Origin of the sequence: Rothia sp. HMSC062H08, from assembly GCF_001810775.1 — a bacterium.
Lineage (GTDB): Bacteria > Actinomycetota > Actinomycetes > Actinomycetales > Micrococcaceae > Rothia.
Genome location: NZ_KV802662.1, coordinates 3,841 through 25,728, shown reverse-complemented (window position 1 = coordinate 25,728; position 21,888 = coordinate 3,841). Strand labels below are relative to the sequence as shown.

The window sequence follows — 21,888 nt, the reverse complement described above, 5'->3', positions numbered from 1 at the left end:
CTTCCTGAAGCGACATCAGGGTGCCCGAGCCCTGCGAGGACGGGTCCCCTGCAGGAGCGAAGGAAGTGTATAGCGTGCCAAGCGCACACACCTCACAACGCTTGAAGGATGTTCAACTCACCACACAGTTGTGCTAACCTAACCACAGAAATTCAATGAGAGAATTGCTCAAAAACATCTACTCGACGACGAATCGTAGACCCGCATGACCCGCGAAACGCACCCCTACACCACCCCCGCACGCCCCCTCGACCTGAACCTCTACCTCGTCACAGGCGACAACCCCCTCGAAACCGTCCGGGCAGCCAAACACGCCACCTGCATCCAAGTCAGGTCCAAACCCATCAGCGCGCGCGAGCTCTACCAGCTCACCGAAGCTATCGCCGGCATCATCCAGCCGCACCAGACCCTCCTCGTCGACGACCGTGTAGACGTCGCCCTCGCGTTGCGTGCCCGCGGCGTGCGCGTTGACGGCGTGCACATCGGTCAAGACGACCTGCCCGTAGCCGACGCCCGCGCCCTCCTCGGCGCCGACGCGATCATCGGCCTGACCACCGGCACCCGGCAGCTCGTCGAAGAATCCAACAAAATCGCGCACCTGATCGACTACATTGGCACCGGACCGTTCCGCCCCAGCCCCACCAAGCAGTCCAACCGCCCGCCCCTCGGCATTGATGGGCTCCGCGAACTTGCCGAGCTGTCCGCCGTGCCCACCGTAGCTATCGGCGACATCACCCCCGAAGACTGCCCCGCCATCCGCACCACCGGAGTTGCCGGAATCGCCATGGTCCGCGCCTTCGTCGACAACCCCGCGTTGCAGGCATAGCCATGACCATCACGATTATTGGCGGCGGAATCATTGGCCTCACTACCGCGTTTGAGCTCACCGAACGCGGCGAGAACGTGCACCTCATCGATGCAGAAACCAGCGACTACGGCACCGCCGCCGACGGCACCGCGATCTACCCCGCCGCCAGCCACTACGCCGGCGGTATGCTCGCACCCATCGCAGAAGTGCAATTCCAGCAGGACGCGCTCTTCCCGCTCATGACCGCCAGCGCCGACGCCTACCCCTCCCTCATGGGCAGGCTCAGCCGCGCCACCGACCTGCCCACCGGCTACGACACCACCGGCACGCTCATCATCGCAGCCGACCGTGCCGACGCCGAGCACCTGCAACGCACCCGCACCTACTACCGGGACATGAACCGCCCCGCAGACCCCGTCACCCCCACGCAGGCACGCACCCTCGAACCGCTCCTGGCGCCGCGTATCGCCGGCGCCGTGAGCATCCCCAGTGACCACCAGTTGCACCCGCGGCTCATGAGGCGCGCCCTCAAAGACGCCCTCACCCGCCGCGGCGTCACCTTCAGCGCCGAACGGGTCACCGACCCGGACGCGGGCGACATTATCTGCACCGGACTAGGGGCAACACTGCACGGGGACTACCCGCTACGCCCCGTCTACGGGGACATTCTGCGTCTGCGCGCCCCGCGGCCCATCCTCAAGCACGTGGTGCGCGGCTACGTGAACTCCCGCCCCGTCTACCTCATCCCCCGCCCCGACGGGGAGCTGTGCATCGGCGCAACCAGCCGCGAAGACCACCGCACGCTACCCGCCATTGACGGCGTACACCAGCTGCTACGTGACGCGATCCGGCTCGTGCCCGCCGTTGAAGAGTGCGAGCTTCTGGAGGCGAACGTCGGCGCCCGCCCCGGAACCCCGGACGACCTGCCCATCTTCGGGCACCGCACCCGTGCTGACGGCACCCGCCAGCTCGTGTCCACGGGCTATTTCCGCCACGGTATTCTGCTTGCCGCGCTCGCCGGCAAGGTTGGTGCGGAGGTCGCCTGCGGGGCTGAGATTCCGCCCATCATGCAGGCATGCGACCCGGCACGATTCACCCACTAAACACAGTCCCCGCCGGATGCACCCGGCACCTTCACGAAAGGATTTCGCATGATCATCACCTACAACGGCGAGCCGCTAACCACCAACGCCCCCACCGTATTTGACCTTGTCATGGACCAGTTTGGTACCGGGGCGGGCGTGGCAGTAGCCCTTAACCGCAGTATTGTGCCGCGTTCCACGTGGCTGGATGTCCCGCTGAACGAGGGCGATAGGGTGGATGCCCTCACCGCCGTTCAGGGCGGCTAATCTTTCAGCCTGTACCGGAGAGATACCCACCGGCAAAAAAGAACAGATATTCTCGGTTTTTGTTCCCTAAACCGGGCGCACCGTAGCGCCCCGCACCAACCAGCAGACCCCGTTATTTAGACGTTCCCACAGAGGAGAACACCATGAGCCTCACACCGCTCACCATCGGCGACCGCACCTTCACATCCCGCCTCATCATGGGTTCCGGAGGCGCAACCAGCATGGACCTGCTCGAGCAGGCGCTCATCGCCTCCGGCACCGAAATGACGACCGTTGCCATGCGCCGTCACGCCGCAGGCACCCCCATTTTTCCGCTTCTGCAGAAGCTCAATATTGCGCCGCTGCCCAATACCGCAGGGTGCCGCACCGCAGCTGATGCGGTGATGACCGCGATGCTTGCCCGCGAGGCGCTGGGCACCTCCTGGGTGAAGGTTGAGATCATCCACGACGAAGACACCCTGCTGCCGGATACCGTGGAGCTGCTGACCGCTTGCGAGCAGCTGGTGGCTGAGGATTTCACGGTGCTCGCGTACACCTCTGACGACCCGGTGGCTGCCGCCCGCCTGGAGGATGCGGGCGTTGCCGCGGTCATGCCGTTGGGTGCGCCGATTGGTACCGGTCTGGGCATTTTGAACCCGCACAATATTGAGCTGATTGCGTCCCGCGCGCAGGTTCCGGTGGTTCTGGATGCCGGCGTGGGTACCGCTTCGGACGCCGCCCTGGCGATGGAGCTGGGCTGTGATGCGGTGTTGTTGGCGTCGGCGGTGAATCGTGCTGAGGATCCGGTTGCGATGGCTCAGGCGATGAAGTTTGCGGTGCAGGCGGGCGCGTTGGCGCGTGAGGCTGGCCGTATTCCGGTGCGTGAGCACGCGAAGGCGTCGTCGCCGTCGGAGGGTTTTGTCTCGTGGATGTAAACCTTGCCCCTACCCCGGTGAATCCGGAGCATGCGCGTCTGGATCGCGAGCGCACGGACCGTCAGCGTCGCCTGCCGGGCTTTGATCAGGATGCGGTGGCGGCTGCCCGCGTGTTGGTGATTGGCGCTGGTGGTTTGGGTTGTCCGGTGGTGCAGGCGTTGGCGGCGGCTGGTGTGGGGTATCTGCATATTGTGGATTCTGATTCGGTGGAGCTGTCGAATATTCAGCGTCAGCCGCTTTTTGGTGTGTCTGATGTGGGTGAGCCGAAGGCGGAGGTTGCGGCGCGCCGTGCTCTGGAGTTGTGCCCGTCGTTGACGGTTGAGACGACAATCCGGCATGTGGATGCGTCCTGGATTTTGGATCTTTTCGCCGCGTCGGCACCGGATTGTGTGGTGGATTGTACAGATACGTTTGCGTCGAAGTATCTGATTGCGGATGCTGCGCAGGTTGCGGGTTTGCCGCTGGTGTGGGGCACGGTTTTGCGTTTTGGCGGGTCGGTGAGTCTTTTTGAGCCGGATGGCGCGCATTTGCGTGATATTTTTCCGACGATTCCGCAGACGGTGGAGTCGTGCGCGCTTGCCGGGGTGTTGGGTGCGACGACGGCGGTGGTTGGTTCGCTGATGGCGACGGAGGTGCTCAAGTATGTGAGCGGCTTGCCGACGGCGGCGGGCACTCTGCTGACCTATGATGCCCTATCGGGTACGTGTACGTCGTTTGGGGCGGTGCCGGATCCGGCGCGTGTGGTGCCGGTGGATTTGTCGGCGCATGAGGTTCCGCAGGTGCTGTTGGATGTGCGTGAGGCGCCTGAGCGTGAGGAGTCGGTGAAGCATGAGGGTTCGTTGCATTTGCCGCTGTCGCAGCTGAGCGATGCGGAGGGTTCGTTGTTGCCGGCAGCCGACGTGCCCGCGGAGCTGCTGAGTCTGTTTGAGTCGGTGCGTGATCAGCGCGTGGGCGTTTTCTGCGCCTCGGGTGCGCGAGCGCAGCGCTTTGTACAGGCGTACGCGGAGCTGGCGGGCGAGTACGGTGTGAGCCTCACGGCACTGTAGAGATGGTTTCCCCATGTGCAGGGCGTAAAATCGTGTATAACACGGCGGCACGTCGCGCGGTTTGTTCTGCCTAAAAACTGCCGCTGCCGCCTCCTGTTTTCGCACACTCACTCTAGGAGTTTTATGCTCACCGTCTCTACTGTGCCGCTTGTTTTGTGTACGGCACTTGTTGCGTTGACTTTGTTGATTAGCGGTATTGCTAAGGCGAAGGACCCGCAGAGTACCGTGACCGGTATTCAGAATCTTGGTTTGGAGAAGATCGCGCCGACCCGTGCGGTGTCGCTGATTTTGCCGTGGTTCGAGATTGCCCTGGCCGCCGTCCTGCTGCTGTCGCCGGTGCGTTTGCCTGCGGTGATTGCTTCGGGTTTGGCGTTGATTCTGATGCTGTTCTATACAGTGGTGATTGCGCGCGCTCTGGCGACGGGTCGTACTGCGGGTTGTAATTGTTTTGGTTCTGAGTCGAATGCGCCGGTGAGCCGTTATACGCTGGTCCGTAATGTTGCGTTGCTGTTGGCGGCGGCTGGTGCGCATGCGAGTGCGTTGAAGGGTGGCACGGGTGTTGTGTCGACTCTGCTGGGTCTGGGTAATAGCGGCTGGACTTGGGTTTTTGGTGCGGCGCTGATTGCTGTGACGTTGGAGGCTGTTCGCCGCGGTGATGCTCTTGCGCAGCCGGAGCCTCAGGCTGAGGTGATTTTGCCGGAGCCGGTGTATGACGAGAACGGCGAGGAGCAGTATGTTCGTATGCCGATTCCGCATGCGGCGCTGTACCTGGAGAATGGTCGTCACACGAATTTGCGTGCGTTGGCTAAGAATCAGGCGCGTGTGCTGGTGTTTGTGTCGGCGACCTGCGCTGGTTGTGTGAAGTTTTTGAAGACGATGTCTTCGTGGCAGGAGCGTCTGCCGCAGGTGGCGTTGCATCCGGTGTATTCGAGCCTGGAGTCGTTGCAGACCTCGCGTAATGCGGGTACGTTGCCGGAGGGTTTGACTCCGTTGATTGACCGTGAGGCGGGTTCGCGCGCGAATTTTGGTAATGGTGTGCCATTGGCTGTGGTTTTGGGTGCTGATGGTCTGATTGCTGGCGGCCCGGTGGCTGGTAAGGAGCAGGTTGAGGCACTGCTTGCCGATATTGAGGAGCAGTTCGCTGAGGCTGCTCGTCTGGCTGAGGAGGAGCGCCAGGAGCAGATGCGTAAGGCGTTTGCAGCGGGTCCGTCGAATGTTGAGGGCGACCACCTCTAAACACGCTCCTATCGTCCAGCCCCCGTAGCGCCTCTGTAGCGCTTCCGATAGCCCCGTCCGGCTCTTACTGCCCTTACCGGCAGGTGCCGGGTGGGGCTATGCTAGAACGTAGTGCACACACCGCTTATATGCCGCAGTCACCTTGCCTGGTGGCGGCTGGCGCGTCCTCAACCCTATCAAAGGAGTTTTTATGGCAATGATGAGTTTCAACGCTCCGGGTGAGCGTGAGAAGTCCCTGTGGCTGATCCGTAAGGAAAGCAACCCGAATCACTCACAGTGGTACATTGACCGTTTCAAGGCGATGGAGGCTGAGGGTAATGACATGGCGGGTGAGTCTCGTCTGTTGGATGCTATGGCTTCTCGTGGTGCGAAGATTCTTGATGCTGGTTCTGGTCCCGGTCGTGTGGGTAAGCAGCTGCACGCGTTGGGTCACCGTGTGACGGGTGTTGATATTGATCCTGAGCTGATTGAGGAGGCGCGCCGCGTCTGCCCGGAGGCTACGTGGATTACTGCTGATTTGGTGGATTTGCCGGAGGTGCTGGGCATTGAGGGTGACGCTACGGCGGAGAATGGTTTTGAGCTGCTGGTGTGTGCGGGTAATGTGATGGGTTTCTTGGCTCGTTCGACTCGTAAGCCGGTGGTGGAGAATTTCCGTCGCGTGTTGGCGCCGGGTGGCCGTGCGGTGGTTGGTTATGGTTCGGGTCCGGGCCGTGATTATGCGTTTGAGCAGTTCCTCGCTGATGCCCGCGAGGTTGGCCTGAACGTGGATAACACCTACTCTTCATGGCAGATGCACCCGTTTGTGGAGGGCTCTTCGGAATTTTTGGTGGCGGTTCTGTCGCGCCCGGCGAGCTAGGCTCGCATCTGAAACGAGCGCGCTAAGCGCATTTAGCTAGGCATACAAATGGCCCGGCGCCTCCCCTGTGTGGGGTGGGTGCCGGGCCATTTGTGTGTCCGGAAGAAGCGCGTCCATAAGAACTTTAAAGAATGGTTGTTCTAGTGGATCATGTAGATGTTGCGGGCGAGTTCTTCGGGCATGAAGGATGCGGCGAAGAGGATCGCCACGATGATGACGGCGAGTGCGGTCATGAGGCTGGAGCGCCAGCCGGGGTGCAGCTCGTTGAAGGTGATGAGCCCCTTGTGTTCTTTGTCCATGTTGACCACGTTGATCTGCTTGTAGATGGTGGTTTGGGCGGAGAGTTTGGAGGAGACTTCTCGCATGGTTTTGCCGTCCCAGACGCGGCCGTCGACGCGCATGAGCTGTTTGCCGTCTTTGTCGACGGCCCACATGGCGGGGAAGCTGCGGTAGCGTAGGCGGCCAGCGACGGTTTTGAGTTTCTGGCCGTAGGCTTTTTTGGGGTAGAGCTTTTCGACGAAGATGGTGTGGTCGATGTTTTCCAGCGGTACGGCGAACCAGCCGAAGGTGCGTGCGCGGAGCACGTGGGTTTTGGTGATGACGATGATGGTGGGTTTGAGGACTGAGTAGAGGTTTACGCCTGCGATGGTGCCGATGAGCAGTACGAGGATGGTGTACGGCAGGGCGGGTCGCTTGTAGAAGATGAAGGCGAGCGCGGCGAGTAGCACGATGGTGCCGGGGAGTGCCGCTTCGATGCGCCTGCCGTAGGAGCGCATGCGGGGGTGGAATAGTTCTGTGACTTCGCCGTATTTGGCGGGGACTTCGTGAGCGCGTTCTGCCATATACACAACTTTAGTGTGTGCGGTGCGTGAAACCTAGCGGACTACCTGCGTTACTCTGGTTCTATGCGTAATTTTTCTCCCGTGGAGCGGGTCCTGGCAATGTGGATGGTCGGTGTTGTGGTGGCCGTTTCTGTGGCTGCTGCGGCGCTGGTTATGACGAATAAGCTGGTGTATGGTCCGACGGGTCAGGTGCGGGAGTATTTTCATGCGTTGCGTACGGGTAATGGTTCGTATGCGCGTGGCCTGTTGGGTGCGCAGATCCCTGAGGGTGACGCGTCGCTGCTGGATGGGGATGCTTTGAGGCGTTCGGTGTCTTCGTTGGGTGAGGTGTCGTATGAGGTGGTGGAGACTAGCGCCGATGGTGAGCATGCGACGGTGCGTGCTTCGTATTCTTTGGGGGGTTCGCAGCAGCATACGGATTTTCGTTTGCATCGTGCGGGTACTCATTGGGGCTTTTTTGATAAGTGGGCTATTGATGAGGCGTCTTTGCCGTCGGTGAAGGTGAATATTCAGGGTGTGGAGGCTGCGACGATTAATAACCGTAAGGTTGCGGTGGATGAGGGTGCGGCGTCGTTCCCGGTGTTTTATCCGGGTGTGTATGCGGTGTCGTATGATTCGACGGTGTATACGACGCAGAAGGTGAATGAGGTGGTGACTGCGCAGGATGCGAATCATGCGGTGCGTATGGAGTTGAAGCCGAGTGATAATGCGTTGTCGTCGGTGAAGGAGCAGGTGCAGGACCATTTGAAGAAGTGTACGCAGCAGAGCACTCTTTATCCTGGTGGGTGCCCTTTTGAGTATGCGTTTACGGGCCGTGTGGATTCTGAGGTGAAGTGGTCGGTTGAGAAGGTCGCGGATCCGCAGGTGAGTGTGAGTTCGGCGGGTGTGTGGTCGTTGAAGCCGATGTCGGGTACGGCGAAGGGGTCGTTTACTCAGTTGGATTTGTTTACGGGTGCGCGTTCGCAGGTGCAGAAGGAGATTCCGTTTACGTTGAAGGCGTCGGTGGAGGCGGATGCGAAGGCGGTCCGAGTCTCCTTCTAAGGACGAACAGCGAGAGCCAGTATGCTCTGAATGCGACATCAGGGTGCCCGAGCGAAGCGAGGGCGGGTTCCCTGTAGGAGCGAAGAGCATACTGGCTCGTGGCTTATATGGGTTGAGAAAGGGCCGGTGTTATCCGTAGCGACATCAGGGTGTCCGAGCGAAGCGAGGACGGGTGCCCCTGTAGGAGCGAGGATGACCCGGCCCTTTCGCGTCCCACAATCCTAAAAGGTCAAAGGGAACCGGTACTATCTGCAGCTGTATCAGAGCGGTACGACAGAAAAGGGTCAGTATTATCCGTAGCGACATCAGGGTGTCCGAAGCGAAGCGAGGACGGGTGCCCCTGTAGGAGCGAGGATAATACTGACCCTTGATTCTTTTATAGATCCCTAGTTGATACCGCGCAGGTCCAGGACGAGTTCGCTTTCGTCTGCCTCGTCACCGGTCACGACGACGGGAATACCCCAGTCCTGCTGGTAGAGGTGGCATGCTGCGTGCTCGGGGATGTCACCGTCGGGGGTGCCGTCGCAGGCGGCGGCGCGGGCGGTGATGTGCAGGACTGCCTCCGTGATTTCGGGGTTGAGTACGAGGGTGCGGGTCAGTCCGGTGGAGGTGCCGGCGCCTTCCAGGATGAAGTTCTCGGGAGTGGATGAGATCTTCAGCTGGGTGGGGTCGCCCCAGCGGGTGTCGAGCTTCTGGCCGGTGGGCACGGTGAATCGTGAGGTGAATTCGAGGGTGCCGCCGGTGAGCTTGGTGGAGGGGCGTGCGGTGGTGATGGCGCCTTCGTCGACGTGCTGTGCCTTCGCGGGGATGGAGGCGCGTACGAGCTGGTGGGCGTTGGTTTCGACGATGATGAGGCGCGGTTCTTCGCCGGGTACTTCTTCGACGAGCAGGTCGGAGGGTTCGTCGAGGCCGCGTTCGAGGGTGCCGAGGGTGCCGGTTGCGGGGTCCCAGCGGCGGATGGCGCCGTTGTAGGTGTCGGCGACGGCGATGGAGCCGTCGGGCAGTTCGGTCAGGCCGAGGGGGTGCTGCATGCGGGCGGTGTCGGAGTCGCCGTCGACGAAGCCGAAGTCGAACAGGCCCTTGCCGACGGCAGAGGTGACCTGTACGCCGTCTTCGGTGAAGGTGACGTGGCGCAGGCCGCTGGTTTCGGAGCATGCGACCCAGAGGCTGCCGTCGCGGGCTTCGATGATGCCGGAGGGCTGTGCGAACCAGGCGTCGGCGGCGGGGCCGTCGGCGAGGCCTTCGACGCCGGAGCCTGCGAAGATGCTGACGGTGCCGGTGACGGGTTCGTAGCCGAAGAGCTGGTGGGTGCCCGCCATGGCGATGATGAACTGGCCGGCTTCGCGGGAGTAGACCGCATCCCAGGGCGAGGAGAGCGCAATTTCGGTGGCGGGTACACCTGCGGGGATGTGGTTGGGGTCGCCGGTGACGGCGTTGTCGCCGTCGATGACGCGCTGCACGCCGTTGCCTGCGAGGGTGCGTACTTCGCCGGTGCGCAGGTTGAGGGAGCGCAGGCGGTGGTTGACGGTGTCGGCGACGAGCACGTCGTAGCCGAGCTGTTCGCGCAGGTTTTCGGGTACGAGGGCGAGGCCGGCGGGTTCGTTGAAGCGTGCTTCGGTGCCGGTACCGTCGACGTGGCCCTTGACGGGGTGGTTGATGGGGTCGTTGCCGCCGCCGTAGGTGTTGATGACGGTGTTGAGGTCAGCGGCTACCTGCAGGATGCGGTGGCGCGCGCTGTCGGCAACGAGGTAGGTGCGCTCGCGGTTGCCGAAGAGGTTTGCGGGGCCGAATTCGGCGGGCAGTTCGATGGCTTTGCCGGGGAAGGCGTAGGTGCCTGCTGCCTTGGGGCGGGGTACGTAGGGGCCGTCGCCGCGGTGCAGGGTGCCCTTCGCCTCGTGCTCGGCGACGAGTTCGCGTACGAGGGAGGTGAGGCCCTGTACGTGGCCTTCGCCGGAGAGGTGGGCGACGATGTAGCCTTCGGGGTCGACGACGACGAGGGTGGGCCATGCGCGGGCGGTGTATGCCTGCCAGGTGGTCAGTTCGGGGTCGTCGAGTACGGGGTGGGTGATGTGGTAGCGGTCGACGGCTGCGGCGAGCGCTACGGGGTCTGCTTCGTGTTCGAATTTGGGGCTGTGTACGCCGACGGTGACGAGTACGTCGGAGAATTCTTCTTCGAGGGGGCGTAGTTCGTCGAGGACGTGCAGGCAGTTGATGCAGCAGAGGGTCCAGAAGTCGAGAATAACGATTTTGCCGCGCAGGTCCTGCAGGGTCAGGTTCTTATCGCCGGTGTTGAGCCAGGCTCGACCTTCGAGTTCGCTGGCGCGTACGCGTACGCTGCGGGTGGTGTTCTCGCTCATGGGTTCTCTCTCCTGTTGGGTGCGCCGTGTGTGGGCGCGTCGGTTTGCTGTCCCCATTATGCCAGCGTGGTGGGGGTGGTTCGCTGGGAGTTGAGCATTGTGAACGCGGGAGGTAACGGCTCGTCATATTACGTCATATTTGCGTGAGTTGAGGAGTGCGAAAGTGGTATGCACGGGTTTGGAAATCATTGCATCTCATTCATTCGCCATGCCCTCCGGTACCGATACGCCGGGGCACCCCCGAAATATTTAACTTAATAAGTTAAGCCTTACCTAACTATTGATTAATCTAACCCTTAATTTTTAGACTGGGAGGGTGCGATTTTTCGCACACCCTTCTGCGGGACTCGCCGACGACCCCGCCCCCACCCAAGGCCCGCCCTGCAGGCGGCGCCCCCCCCAAGAGAAAGGCCTCCCATGGTGCAACGTCAGCTCCCCAAGCCCAGCGAACTACTTGAATTTATGCAATTCAAGAAGCCCAGCCTCGACTTTGCAGGCAACCGCCTACAGAGCGCACTGACCATCTACGATTTGCGCCGCATCGCAAAGCGCCGCACACCAGCCGCCGCTTTCGACTACACGGACGGCGCCGCGGAAGGTGAACTGTCAATGACCCGCGCCCGCCAGGCCTTCGAGGATGTCGAGTTCCACCCGGGTATCCTGACGGATGTTTCCACCGTAGACACCACCACGAAGGTACTGGGTGGCACCTCCGCTCTACCCTTCGGTATCGCCCCCACGGGCTTTACACGCCTCATGCAGACCGAAGGCGAGATTGCCGGATCCGGCGCGGCGGGGGCAGCGGGCATCCCCTTCACCCTCTCAACCCTGGGTACAACCAGCATTGAGGATGTGCGCCGAGTCAACCCAAATGGCCGCCTGTGGTTCCAGCTGTACGTGATGCGTCAGCGTGAGATTTCCTACGGCTTGGTCGAGCGCGCCGCAAAGGCTGGCTACGATACGCTCTTCTTCACTGTAGATACGCCCATTGCGGGGGCGCGCCTGCGCGATAAGCGCAACGGCTTTTCCATTCCGCCCCAGCTTTCGCTGAAGACAGTGGCGAACGCGATTCCGCGCCCGTGGTGGTGGTATGACTTCCTCACCACGCCCAAATTGGAGTTCGCTTCACTCTCCTCGACAGGCGGCACGGTGGGCGAATTGCTGGACGCTGCCATGGATCCGTCCATCAATTACGAGGATCTTAAGGAAATCCGTGAGTTGTGGCCCGGCAAGATTGTCATTAAGGGCGTGCAAAACGTGGAGGATTCCAAGAAGCTGGCTGATTTAGGCGTGGACGGCATCCTACTGTCGAACCACGGCGGCCGCCAGTTGGACCGCGCTCCGGTTCCCTTCCACCTGCTCCCGGAAGTGGTTCGCGAGGTCGGCAAGGACACCGAAGTTATGGTGGATACCGGCATTATGAACGGCGCGGATGTGGTGGCCTCGCTGGCCTTGGGCGCCAAGTTCACGCTGATTGGCCGCGCCTACCTATACGGACTCATGGCGGGTGGCCGCCGCGGTGTGGATCGCACGATTGAGATCCTCTCGGAAGAGGTGCGCCGCACAATGCGCCTGCTACAGGTCAGTTGCGTTGAGGAACTCGAACCCAAGCATGTGACGCAATTGCGCCGCCTGCAACCCATTCCGAAGATTTAAACCTCTCCATCCCCGAGTGAGAAATAATTAAAGACGCCCCGCACGCATCACGTATAGATGCGCGCGGGGCGTTGGTATCCCTAGTGTGGTGGGCTGTTCTGCCCAGTGGGCAGGAGCTAGTTTTTACTTGGCGCCTGCAACCTCGGAGAGGTCACCAATCTTGGTGGGCTTGACCGGGGTCTTAGCGGTGCCGCTGAAGCCGTCGATACGGCCGGGTGCCTTCGGGGTTTCGATGGTGGAGACGTCAGTCGCCTGCTCAAAGGTCTTGGTGTTCAGCACGGATGCGGTGCCATCTGCATTGACAACGGTGTAGAGGTTGTCCTTGGGATTGGTCTTGATCCAGGAGCCGTCCTCTTTCACGACGATGGTTGTACCGTTGGAGTCCATGCTGGTCCACACACCGTTATTCTGGATGCTGATGATAGCGCCGTCCTTGGATTCGAATGCAGCGAGTTCATCGGTGTAGTAGACGGTGCCATCGCTGGTCTGCACCTTCTTCACGCCGGACTGCTCCTTGAGCTGCTCCAGGGCTTTCTTGCTGGCGGTGTAGCCTGCGGAGGCTGCCTGATCGGCGGATTCCTGGCCCTTCTTGAGTGCTTCGGTTGCTTCGCTGGGCAGACCGCTGGGGGCGCTGATGGTGCCCTGGGTGGTCTTGGTTTCTGCCTTGGTGGTTTCAGCTGCTGCGGAGGCGGTGCTCTTGCTGGTTGCTGCTGCGGAGGTGCTTGCGGGTGCCGAGGCAGTTGCGGAAGCGGTTGCAGAAGCGGACGCGCTTGCCGATGCGGAGGAGTTGGAGTTGGCGCCGGAGTTGCCGCCGCAGGCTGCGAGGCCGAGGGCACCGGCAATGGTCAGGGACAGAACAGCAATTGACTTCTTCACTGAATTTCTCTTTTCTGTATGCGCCGCTCTGCGGCGGCGCAGTGCATGGTGTGGTTGACCTGTACTCCAGTATGCCCGGAGTACGCCTCCATGCTAGCACCGTGACCTGAAAGCTCCCTGAGATGTTGCGGTGCTTCCCTTCCCCCGCTTTTCATGGGTCTTCTCAGCTCGGATCGAAGACGCAAAACACCCCGCACGCATCACAGTCGGATACGCACGGGGTGCTGGTGTCCCTGTTCTGTCGGGCTATTCGGCCAAGGGGGCAGGAGCTCGTTTTTACTTGAGGCCTGTAATCTCAGAAAAGTCAGCAACCTTGGTGGGCTTGGCCGGGGTCTTAGCGGTGCCGCGGAAACCGTCGATGGGGCCAGGGGCCTTCGGGATATCGATGGTGGAGAGGTCGGTCGCCTGCTCTAAGGTCTTAGTGTTCAGGACGGCAGCGGCGCCGTCTGCCCTAACGGCGGTGTAGAGGCTGTCCTCGGGGTTGGTTTTGATCCAGGAGCCGTCCTCGTCCACGACGATGGTTCCACCGTTGGAGTCAAAGCTACTCCACGCACCGGTATTTTTGATGATGACAATAGCGCCGTCCTTGGATTCGAATGTAGCGACTTCATCGTTGTAGTAGACGGTGCCGTCGCTGGTCTGTGCCTTCTTGACGCTGGAATCTTCCTTGAACTCGTTCAGGGATTCCTTGCTGGCGCGGTACAGTGCGGAGGTTGCCTGCTGGTTGGATTCCTCGCTCTTCTTAAGTGCTTCGCTTGCTTCGCTGGGCAGAGCGCTGGGGGCGCTGATGGTGCCCTGGGTGGTCTTGGTTTCTGCCTTGGTGGTTTCAGCTGCGGCGGAGGTGGTGCTTGCGCTGGTTGCCGCGGTGGAGGTGCTTGCGGGTGCCGAGGCAGTTGCGGAAGCGGACGCGCTTGCCGATGCGGAGGAGTTGGAGTTGGCGCCGGAGTTGCCGCCGCAGGCTGCGAGGCCGAGGGCACCGGCAATGGTCAGGAACAGAACAGCAATAGACTTCTTCACGGCAGATTTCTCTTTCCGTCATGCGTCGCTCTGCAGCGGCACAGTGCGTGGTGTGGTTGACCTGTACTCCGGTATGCCCGGCGTACGCCTTCATGCTAGCACCTCATCCTGACGGTACTCTGCAAGCATGCGTAAAACGCCCCTCACGCATCACGTTCAGATGCGCACGGGGCGTCTTATAGGGTCAGGGGCTGTTACGCTCTGGTAGCGTCACAAGCCGCTGTTAGCTCTTTGCAGCTTACTTGGGCTGTGCGGGCTTGACGGGGTTGACCTTAGCCTGTGCGGGCTTTGCGGGAACCTTCGGAGCCTTCAGGTCTGCCTTCTCGCCGCCAACGATGGAGGTTACTTCACCGGATGCGTCCACGGATGCCTGCAGGCCGCTGTTAGACTGGATGGTCCAGGAGCCGTCAGCCTTAACTGCGACCTGGCCGTTTGCGTCCTGGCGGCTCCAGGAGCCGTCAGCCTGTACAGCTACCTGACCTTCGTCACCCTGAATGGACCAGCCGCCGTCCTCGGAAGCAATAACGTCGCCCTCAACGGCGGAGGAGGAGTTACCCTCGGAGTCCTTGGACTCAGCCTTGGTGCCCTTCTCGTCGGACTCTACCTTGGAGGAGTTACCCTCGGAGTCCTTAGCGTTGACGGAAGCCTTGCCGTCTGCGCCGACCTTCACGTCTGCGGAGTTGCCCTCGCCGTCGTTAGCCTTGACGGTGACGTTGCCGTCCTTGTCAACCTTCACGTCTGCAGAAGCGGAAGCAGATGCAGCCGAGGTGGTTGCAGCTGCAGAGGATGCCTTAGCCGATGCGCTTGCGGAAGCAGTCGCAGAAGCAGATGCGGATGCAGTCGCGGTGGTGGTGGAAGAGGACTGGGAGCCGCATGCGCTCAGGCCCAGTGCGCCTGCGAAGGCGATGGACAGAACCGCGGTGGTCTTCTTCATTGCGGGGGCGAATGCCATTATTTCTCCTTGTGGTTGTTAGTATGGTGCGGCTAGTTGGCGACGTATTCGCGTCGTGCGCAGGATCCTTGTGGGATTCCATAACGATTATCGGTGTAACCAACCGCGTTAATTCTATCGAGTTTGGGGGGCTTTTATCCGAGCCACCGGGCGTTTATCCGCATTCTAGCGGGTGGGATATCCCACGTTTCTGCCCGGTTTGTCGGCTGGTCACATCAGTTAGTTACGGGGAGTGACGGGCTTGACGGGGTCCACGGTAGCGCCGGCAGGCTTGACGGGTACAGTGGGTACCTGGAAGGTTCCCTGTCCGGTCTGTTCCCAGGAGCCATCAGCCTTCACTTCGACAACGCCGGGAGCTCCGACGAGTTCCCAGGAGCCGTCTGCCCTGACCTCTACGTTGCCGCTCGGACCGACACGCTCCCAGGAGCCGTCAGCGTCTACTTCAACGATGTCGCCGTTGGGGGCGTGGTAGGACCAGCCGCCGTCGGTCTTGATTTCGATGAGGGTGTAGCCGTTGGCTGCGCTGACGGTTCCGCTGTCGACGGTCACGGTGCCGGAGCCGTTCGAGCCGCTCTTGGCGGAGGTCTCGCCGGCCTTCTCGTCGACCTTTGCGGAGGAGCCCGAGTTGTTCGATGCCGAGCCGCCGTTGACGGTTGCATTGCCGCTAGCGTCGGCGGTCACGCCGGTACCGTTCGCGCCGTTGACGGTCACATTACCGTTGGCGTCTGCGGTGACCCCGGTACCATCAGCACCGCTGACGGTCACACCGTTTTCGGTGACGGTGACGGTGCCCTGGGAGCTGCTTGCGGTGGCGCTCGGGGAGGCTGCGTCGCTTGCCTTGACGGTGACCTTGCCGTTGCCCGCGTTGACTGCTGCGTCGGCGGTGGAGGATGCCTTAGCGGTCGCGGTGGCGCTGGGTGCCGGGTTGGAGGTGTTCTGTGCACCGCAGGCGCTCAGGCCGAGTGCTGCGATTGCTGCGATGGACAGTGCGGCTGCGCCGGTGCGGAGGCGGTGGCTGGTGGGCTGCGCGGAAGTACGCTGAGCGTGGCGTGCCATGAGGTGGTTCTCCTTGTGCGTCCCGGAGGGTCAATCGTCCGGGGTTTGTATGGTTGTTTTCCGGTTGGGGTGGGGCCGTTTGTATGGTGTGTGGCTTTTCCTTCGCCGGTGATTCCAGCATAGGGTGTGAGTCTAAGATTGAGCTTTAGTTTGCTGTGTTTAAGCTATGTCTGGACAGCGATGTATAAGTATTTTTCCCAGCGAGGTTTCATACTCACGGTTTTTCGCTCAGCTTATGTATAGCTTTCTGCTTATATGTATAAATTTTCTTTATTTTTTCTGTAGCCTGCCCTAGCTTCTTCCGTGAAGTAGGGATAGTTTCTGTGTTTTTAGCTCAACCACAACATTAAGGTCGCAAAGACACAACTACTCAGCGACTCTAGGGCTCCATCCCACCTGGCTAGGCGCGCTTCCGCTACTTAAGCCCCCCCCCTTCGGCGGGGTTTTCTCCGCTGTTTTCCCTTGGGCAGGCATAATAAAAGACCCCCACCGTGAGGGTAGGGGTCTTTTATCAGATTCAAAGTCTCAAGAATTACTTCTTCTTAGCGACTGCTGCCTTCAGCTTGGAGCCTGCGGTCAGCTTCACGCCGTGACCGGCGGGAATCTGAATAGTTTCGCCGGTCTGCGGGTTACGGCCGGTACGAGCTGCACGGTCGGTGCGCTCGATTGCCATCCAACCGGGGATGGTGATCTTCTCGCCCTTGGAGACGGAAGACTCGAAAACCTGGAACACTGCGTCGAGGACTGCATTCACGGTTGCCTGGCTCTTGCCAGACTTCTCTGCAACCTCTGCAACGAGTTCGGTACGGTTCTTAGCCATTAGGGTGCCCCTTCCAGAGACTTAAGGTTTGAGTCTAAAGCGAGTGACCGTCGGTAACGACGGAAAACCGTTTAGGAACTAAAATACCAGATTTACCAGCTGGACTTGGTGATACCGGGCAGCTCGCCACGGTGTGCCATCTCGCGGAAACGCACGCGGGAGATACCGAACTTCTGGAAGGTACCGCGGGGGCGGCCGTCGATCTGGTCGCGATTACGCACGCGAACGGGGGAAGCGTTGCGGGGCAGCTTCTGCAGTGCCACGCGTGCTGCTTCGCGCTCCTCGGGGGTAGCGTTCTCGTCGATCAGGGTCTTCTTCAGCGCGATACGCTTCTCGTTGTAGCGAGCGACGATGACCTTGCGCTGCTCGTTGCGAGCGATCTTGGACTTCTTAGCCATTCTTAGCGCTCCTCTCGGAAGTCAACGTGCTTGCGAACGACGGGGTCGTACTTCTTCAGCACCATACGGTCGGGGTTGTTGCGGCGGTTCTTACGGGTCACGTAGGTGTAACCGGTGCCAGCAGTGGACTTGAGCTTGATGATAGGACGGAGGTCCTTAGCCTTGGATGCCATTTACTAGATCTTCTCCCCGCGTGCGATGATTTCTGCAACAACGGCATCGATGCCACGAGCATCGATAACCTTGATGCCCTTAGCGGACACGTTCAGGGTTACCTTACGACGCAGCGAAGGAACCCAGTAGGTCTTCTTCTGAACGTTCGGGTCGAATCGACGCTTGTTGCGGCGATGCGAGTGCGAAATGCTGTGTCCAAAGCCGGGAACAGCTCCGGTCACCTGGCAGACTGCTGCCATGTTTCACTCCTTTATTGATTGACTTTTATGACGGTACGCAGTCGATGTTACTCGTGAGCGTCCCGCCACCAATGTAGAAGCACCGGGTTATTCGCCGGGCTAGAGTGTTTGAGATCGTCACGTGGGTGAGAGGCCACGCATCGATCCCCGCCGCGGGAAAAACGGTGAAGCTTATTAGTGTCGAGAGGCGTTTCCACCACTACGAACAGCGTTAAATTCTAGGTAAATACGGGGGTTCGTGCAAGCCTGCACGCCGGATTTTGCCTTAAAAATCCGCGGAATCTCGGTGTTCTGAGCCGATTGCACCTCGTTTAAGCGAAGAGCTCGATTCACGGATGCACGCCTGCCTTCGAGCGGCAAACATACCCATCCATTCTACCAAAAATGGGTGTTTTTGCAAGTCCAGATGTTTTTAAGGAATTCTTTAACACCCCTAGTCAGGCGTTAATGCACCTTTTTAAGAACGGATGTTCTCTATGTGACCGGGGATAAATTACACCGGTGAAATTCATGTTGTGAGATTAACAGCTTAAGCCAGATTTAAGCCGTAAACAGCCCCGCACCACCGATTCTGACGGTGTGCACAGGGCTGTTAAACGGGCTTAAATACGCGTTTAAAGAGCTTTTAACTCTCGTTTTAACGTTTCCGCCCCGGTTTTAAAGGGCGGTTTAAGGGTTTGCAACGGTACGGGTAACGGCAGTTTTACCGTTCCAGTTACGGCGTAAAAGCGGGCACAAATACGGTACAGATACAGCGCAGGGCACTCCCCCGGCCTACAGTTTTACGCCGTAACGCGCCCCCCCTCAGCATTAGTTCTTAAGGGCGTTAGTTTTTAAGGCTTGCCGCGGGTACCCACTCCGGGTACTTGGGGGTCACGCCGTCACCGGAGCTCGTACCCTTCAGGCGGCGGCCAATCCACGGCAGGGCAAACTCGCGGACCCAGCGTGCCTCCTGCTCGATCTTCTCGCGGGCGGTCAGCTGCACCTCCGGGGGCAGTACCGATTCGGTGACCACACCGGGCAGGCCAAGCTGCGCCAGCACACGAGATGCGAAGCGTTCATGGCCGAGGCCGTTCATGTGCAGACGATCGTCAGCCCACAGACGCCAGTCAAGGAAGTCGTTCCAGCGCCAGTAGTCGATAATGTGTGCGCCGTGGTCCTCAGCAATGCCGCGCAGCAGCTCATTGTAGGTGGCGGTGCGGCCACGGGTGCGGGAGAAGGGGCCCTGGCCCTGCACATCCAAGCCCGTAATGGTCAGAATCGTGATGTCCTGGGCGCGCATGGCGGCGAAGGCTTCGTCGACGCGGGTCATGAGCTGGTCAATATCCACGTTGGGTCGCATGATGTCGTTGCCGCCACCGTAGAACGTAACAATGTTGGGGCAGAGGTCGAGGGCTCGAGGCAACTGTTCATCCAGGATGGGGCCGAGCAGGCGTCCGCGGATAGCAAGGTTTGCGTACTGTGCCTGCGGGTCTACTGCACCGAGGCCTTCAGCAACGCGGTCTGCCCACCCGCGCAAGCTGTTGGGGCGGCGGCGGTCAACGTCGCCCACGCCTTCGGTGAAGGAGTCACCGATTGCCACGTAGCGTACTGATTCGCCGTTGAGTTTGCCGTTGGAGTCTAGGAGCGGGGTCGTCATTGTGTTCTTCTTTCCGGGCCTCTATAGAGAATGACCCTTCTGTGGAAGAAGCCGGCACACCCGCGCGGTGTACCGGCTTCTTCGCTTAGCTTTCGGTGCGTCCTGCTTTCCAGTATCCCACTGTTGAGGGTTCTTCTTCAGATATGAGCGGGGGTTTCTTAGGATGCGACAGCTGAACCGGCAACGGTGGACGCACTCCGGGGATGGGGTACCACCACTACACTGCCGTCGTTAAACGGGTCCGCAACCTCGGCCTTCAGGCTAAAGATGGTGTGCAGGTTCTCGCGGGTGAGCACGTCGTGTGCTTCTCCATGCGCGACGATGGAGCCGTCCTTCATAGCGACGAGGTAATCAGCGACTCGAGCGGCGAGGTTCAGTTCGTGCAGCACCATAATCATGGTGGTGCCGCGCTGTTCGTTGAGTTCCGAGAGCAGGTCGAGTAGCTCCACCTGATGTGCCAGGTCGAGGTAGGTGGTCGGCTCGTCCAGCAGTAGAATGTCAGTTTCTTGGGCGAGCGCCATGGCAATCCAGACACGCTGACGTTGGCCGCCGGAGAGTTCGGTGACCTGTCGTTCGGCGAGGGACATAGTGTCGGTGGCTTCTAGCGCCCAGGCGACCGCCTCATCATCTTCGGCGCTATTGCGTTTGAAGAGGCCTTGGTAGGGGTAGCGGCCGCGGGAGACCAGGTCTGCTACGGTAATTCCTTCGGGGGCGATGGGATGCTGGGGCATCAGCCCGACCATGCGGGCGAAGCCTTTCATGGAGTATTCGTGGGTGGGTTTGCCGTCGAGGGTGAAGTCGCCGTTGAGCGGCTTGAGTAGTCGGGAGACACCGCGTAGCAGGGTGGATTTACCGCAGCCGTTGGGGCCGATGATGGCGGTGATTTTGCCCTTGGGGAATTCGAGGAAGAGGTCTTTGACGATGGTGGTTTCGCCGTAGCCGAGGCTGACGTTCTCAACTTTGAGGGTGCGTTCGGTGATTTCTTTCATGGCGTCCTTTCTTCTCTAAGGCTTTTCCCGGGAGCCTCCTAACTTAGCCTATCCTAATTTCGGGTCAGAAAATAGCGAATCCCCCGCACTGTTCATACTTCTGTAGAACAGCATGGGGGATCCGTCATATTGGCGAACTTTAGAAGTTCACTTTTCCACTCACGAGCCAGCCGCCTTCCGCTGCACGCTGGAAGACTTCCTGAGCCATGGTGCGGCTGTAGGTCTTGGAGACATGGTTGTCGTCGATGTAGACGTAGATGTTTCCAACCACGGGGCTGCACATGCCGTCCGGGCAGTACACGTCCTTCAGGTCCACCATGACGGCACCCTGGTTGCGGTACTTATCGAAGATTTCCTTTGCAGGGTTTTCGGCAGCGTACTTGTCGCTTGCGGGTCGTGCGCAGGAGCTCTTGTCGTCGCCGGCCTTCTGAGCGCACTCGTAGATGTTGTACTCGAAGCGCGGGTTATCGCGCAGGCCGATGACCTGGACTCCTGCCTCGGTGAGGCGGCGGACCGTCTCGTCGAGGCTCGGGTCGACTCGTTCGTCGTTCGATCGTGCTTGGGCAACGGTGGCGATGAGCACCACGGTCTGCGGCTTACGCTTGAGAATTTCCTCGGTCATCTTGGTGTTGAATTCCGAGCATTCGTTGCTGGCGTTGACGGCGCGGACCGGGTACTGGCAGCCGCCGAGCAGGTAGGTCTGCAGGTTGGTTTTGGTTTGTTCTGCGATGGGCTTGAAGATGCTCAGCGCCTGTTCGGCGTGGGAGTTACCGATGACCATGGTCAGCGGTGCATCCTCGGGGCCGTACTTCTGCACGTTGCAATACTTGGCGAGTGCCGGGTCGGAGGGCGCGAAGCCACCAATGCAGGGGTCGCTCAGTCCGTCGAACTGGGTTTTGACGTCGCCGCCGGAGGGGATGGGGTTGTCAATGAGTCCCTGCTGGGCGCCGCCGATAGCGCGGGCGCCGGGGTAGTTTTCGCTGGCGGTCTGTACCTGCAGTTCGGCGTTCTGCTCGGACTGGGTGTTGCGGTAGCCTACCCATGCCTGTGCGGCGATGAGGGGCACACCGGCAACCAGGAAGATAGCGAGAATAAAGGCGAGCTGATCGGCCCAGGTCTTGACGGAGAAGACGGTCTTGAAGCGCATCTTCATCATGAGCCAGGGTACGAAGGGGTCCTTACGGTAGCGCAGCGGCTTCTCGACGAAGCGGATGAGCAGCCATGCCAAGCCGATGGAGGCAAGGATGATGACGGCGCCTTCGATGAAGTTCACGCGGGAGGTACCGACGGCGCTGCTGTAGAGAATGAGGATGGGCCAGTGCACCAGGTACAGGGCGTAGGAGATGTTGCCGAGGTTCTGCAGGGGTGCGGAGACCAGCAGTCGATCGATGCCCCAGCGGCTGTTGGTGCGGCCTGCCATGATGACGAGCGCACCGGAGATCACGGGCCAGAGCGCCAGGTAGCCGGGGAATGCTCGTTCAACGGGCAGGATTGCGCCACAGGTGACCAGACCGATGATACCGACCCAGCCCATAACCACTCGAGCCTTTTCGGGTGCCTTCCACTTGAGGGTGAGCATTGCCAGCAGGGTGCCGATGGCAAATTCCCACAGGCGGGGGCGGG

The 21,888-nt window shown here is 60.4% G+C and carries 22 protein-coding genes; 9 read left to right on the top strand and 13 right to left on the bottom strand.

Annotation, left to right across the window (positions count from 1 at the left end; genetic code table 11):
- The first annotated feature begins 205 nt into the window (after window positions 1-205).
- The 7 genes from HMPREF2765_RS02720 (at window position 206) to HMPREF2765_RS02690 (ending at window position 6,209) form a co-directional block, all read left to right on the top strand.
- A complete protein-coding gene (locus HMPREF2765_RS02720; protein ID WP_070507964.1) occupies window positions 206-826 on the top strand; it encodes a thiamine phosphate synthase in 621 nt (206 codons plus the stop codon).
- A gap of 2 nt (window positions 827-828) precedes the next feature.
- Window positions 829-1,911 (top strand): glycine oxidase ThiO, encoded by a 1,083-nt coding sequence (gene thiO / locus HMPREF2765_RS02715; protein WP_070604209.1) that lies wholly within the window; start codon window positions 829-831, stop codon window positions 1,909-1,911.
- A gap of 48 nt (window positions 1,912-1,959) precedes the next feature.
- Entirely contained in the window at window positions 1,960-2,157 is a 198-nt protein-coding gene (gene thiS, locus HMPREF2765_RS02710; RefSeq protein ID WP_070604208.1) for a sulfur carrier protein ThiS, read from the top strand.
- A gap of 143 nt (window positions 2,158-2,300) precedes the next feature.
- Entirely contained in the window at window positions 2,301-3,071 is a 771-nt protein-coding gene (locus HMPREF2765_RS02705; RefSeq protein WP_049338534.1) for a thiazole synthase, read from the top strand.
- Entirely contained in the window at window positions 3,062-4,117 is a 1,056-nt protein-coding gene (locus tag HMPREF2765_RS02700) for a ThiF family adenylyltransferase (protein ID WP_049359590.1), read from the top strand. The genes HMPREF2765_RS02705 and HMPREF2765_RS02700 overlap by 10 nt, the downstream gene beginning before the upstream one ends.
- Window positions 4,118-4,240: 123 nt before the next feature.
- Window positions 4,241-5,353 (top strand): MauE/DoxX family redox-associated membrane protein, encoded by a 1,113-nt coding sequence (locus HMPREF2765_RS02695; protein ID WP_049350538.1) that lies wholly within the window; start codon window positions 4,241-4,243, stop codon window positions 5,351-5,353.
- Window positions 5,354-5,543: 190 nt separating this feature from the next.
- On the top strand, window positions 5,544-6,209 hold the full coding sequence (locus HMPREF2765_RS02690; RefSeq protein WP_049350539.1) for a class I SAM-dependent methyltransferase: 666 nt from the start codon (window positions 5,544-5,546) through the stop codon (window positions 6,207-6,209).
- Window positions 6,210-6,349: 140 nt separating this feature from the next.
- Here the strand turns inward: HMPREF2765_RS02690 and HMPREF2765_RS02685 are convergent, their stop codons facing one another.
- Window positions 6,350-7,051 carry a hypothetical protein gene (locus HMPREF2765_RS02685; RefSeq protein ID WP_049350540.1) on the bottom strand — a complete coding sequence of 234 codons (702 nt, stop codon included), beginning with the start codon at window positions 7,049-7,051 and terminating at the stop codon, window positions 6,350-6,352.
- 63 nt (window positions 7,052-7,114) lie between these two features.
- Between HMPREF2765_RS02685 and HMPREF2765_RS02680 the strand changes: the two genes are divergently transcribed.
- The gene (locus HMPREF2765_RS02680) at window positions 7,115-8,092 is read left to right on the top strand and encodes a hypothetical protein (RefSeq protein WP_070604207.1); all 978 of its coding nucleotides are present in this window, start codon (window positions 7,115-7,117) and stop codon (window positions 8,090-8,092) included.
- A 386-nt stretch (window positions 8,093-8,478) separates the two neighbouring features.
- Here the strand turns inward: HMPREF2765_RS02680 and HMPREF2765_RS02675 are convergent, their stop codons facing one another.
- The gene (locus tag HMPREF2765_RS02675) at window positions 8,479-10,449 is read right to left on the bottom strand and encodes an NHL domain-containing thioredoxin family protein (RefSeq protein WP_049350542.1); all 1,971 of its coding nucleotides are present in this window, start codon (window positions 10,447-10,449) and stop codon (window positions 8,479-8,481) included.
- A 417-nt stretch (window positions 10,450-10,866) separates the two neighbouring features.
- On the opposite strand from HMPREF2765_RS02675, the gene HMPREF2765_RS02670 reads away from it, so the two are divergent.
- Window positions 10,867-12,105: an alpha-hydroxy acid oxidase gene (locus HMPREF2765_RS02670; protein WP_049340534.1), complete on the top strand. Its 1,239-nt coding sequence runs from the start codon at window positions 10,867-10,869 to the stop codon at window positions 12,103-12,105.
- A 123-nt stretch (window positions 12,106-12,228) separates the two neighbouring features.
- Here the strand turns inward: HMPREF2765_RS02670 and HMPREF2765_RS02665 are convergent, their stop codons facing one another.
- The 11 genes from HMPREF2765_RS02665 to HMPREF2765_RS02615 form a co-directional block, all read right to left on the bottom strand.
- A complete protein-coding gene (locus tag HMPREF2765_RS02665; protein ID WP_049350543.1) occupies window positions 12,229-12,981 on the bottom strand; it encodes a hypothetical protein in 753 nt (250 codons plus the stop codon).
- Window positions 12,982-13,257: 276 nt separating this feature from the next.
- A complete protein-coding gene (locus HMPREF2765_RS02660; RefSeq protein WP_049350544.1) occupies window positions 13,258-13,998 on the bottom strand; it encodes a hypothetical protein in 741 nt (246 codons plus the stop codon).
- A 238-nt stretch (window positions 13,999-14,236) separates the two neighbouring features.
- The gene (locus HMPREF2765_RS02655; protein ID WP_070604206.1) at window positions 14,237-14,950 is read right to left on the bottom strand and encodes a hypothetical protein; all 714 of its coding nucleotides are present in this window, start codon (window positions 14,948-14,950) and stop codon (window positions 14,237-14,239) included.
- 219 nt (window positions 14,951-15,169) lie between these two features.
- Window positions 15,170-16,006: a hypothetical protein gene (locus HMPREF2765_RS02650; protein WP_070604205.1), complete on the bottom strand. Its 837-nt coding sequence runs from the start codon at window positions 16,004-16,006 to the stop codon at window positions 15,170-15,172.
- A gap of 532 nt (window positions 16,007-16,538) precedes the next feature.
- On the bottom strand, window positions 16,539-16,826 hold the full coding sequence (locus HMPREF2765_RS02645; RefSeq protein ID WP_005506733.1) for an HU family DNA-binding protein: 288 nt from the start codon (window positions 16,824-16,826) through the stop codon (window positions 16,539-16,541).
- Between the two features lie 92 nt (window positions 16,827-16,918).
- Window positions 16,919-17,224 carry a 30S ribosomal protein S14 gene (gene rpsN, locus HMPREF2765_RS02640; RefSeq protein ID WP_005506731.1) on the bottom strand — a complete coding sequence of 102 codons (306 nt, stop codon included), beginning with the start codon at window positions 17,222-17,224 and terminating at the stop codon, window positions 16,919-16,921.
- Window positions 17,225-17,226: 2 nt separating this feature from the next.
- The gene (gene rpmG, locus HMPREF2765_RS02635) at window positions 17,227-17,397 is read right to left on the bottom strand and encodes a 50S ribosomal protein L33 (protein WP_004005967.1); all 171 of its coding nucleotides are present in this window, start codon (window positions 17,395-17,397) and stop codon (window positions 17,227-17,229) included.
- 3 nt (window positions 17,398-17,400) lie between these two features.
- Window positions 17,401-17,637: a 50S ribosomal protein L28 gene (rpmB, locus tag HMPREF2765_RS02630; protein ID WP_004005966.1), complete on the bottom strand. Its 237-nt coding sequence runs from the start codon at window positions 17,635-17,637 to the stop codon at window positions 17,401-17,403.
- A gap of 826 nt (window positions 17,638-18,463) precedes the next feature.
- The gene (locus HMPREF2765_RS02625) at window positions 18,464-19,276 is read right to left on the bottom strand and encodes an SGNH/GDSL hydrolase family protein (protein WP_070604204.1); all 813 of its coding nucleotides are present in this window, start codon (window positions 19,274-19,276) and stop codon (window positions 18,464-18,466) included.
- Window positions 19,277-19,434: 158 nt separating this feature from the next.
- Entirely contained in the window at window positions 19,435-20,265 is an 831-nt protein-coding gene (locus tag HMPREF2765_RS02620; protein WP_070604203.1) for an ABC transporter ATP-binding protein, read from the bottom strand.
- 139 nt (window positions 20,266-20,404) lie between these two features.
- The coding region (locus tag HMPREF2765_RS02615; RefSeq protein ID WP_070604202.1) for an acyltransferase family protein at window positions 20,405-21,888 on the bottom strand (1,484 nt) is incomplete at its 5' end.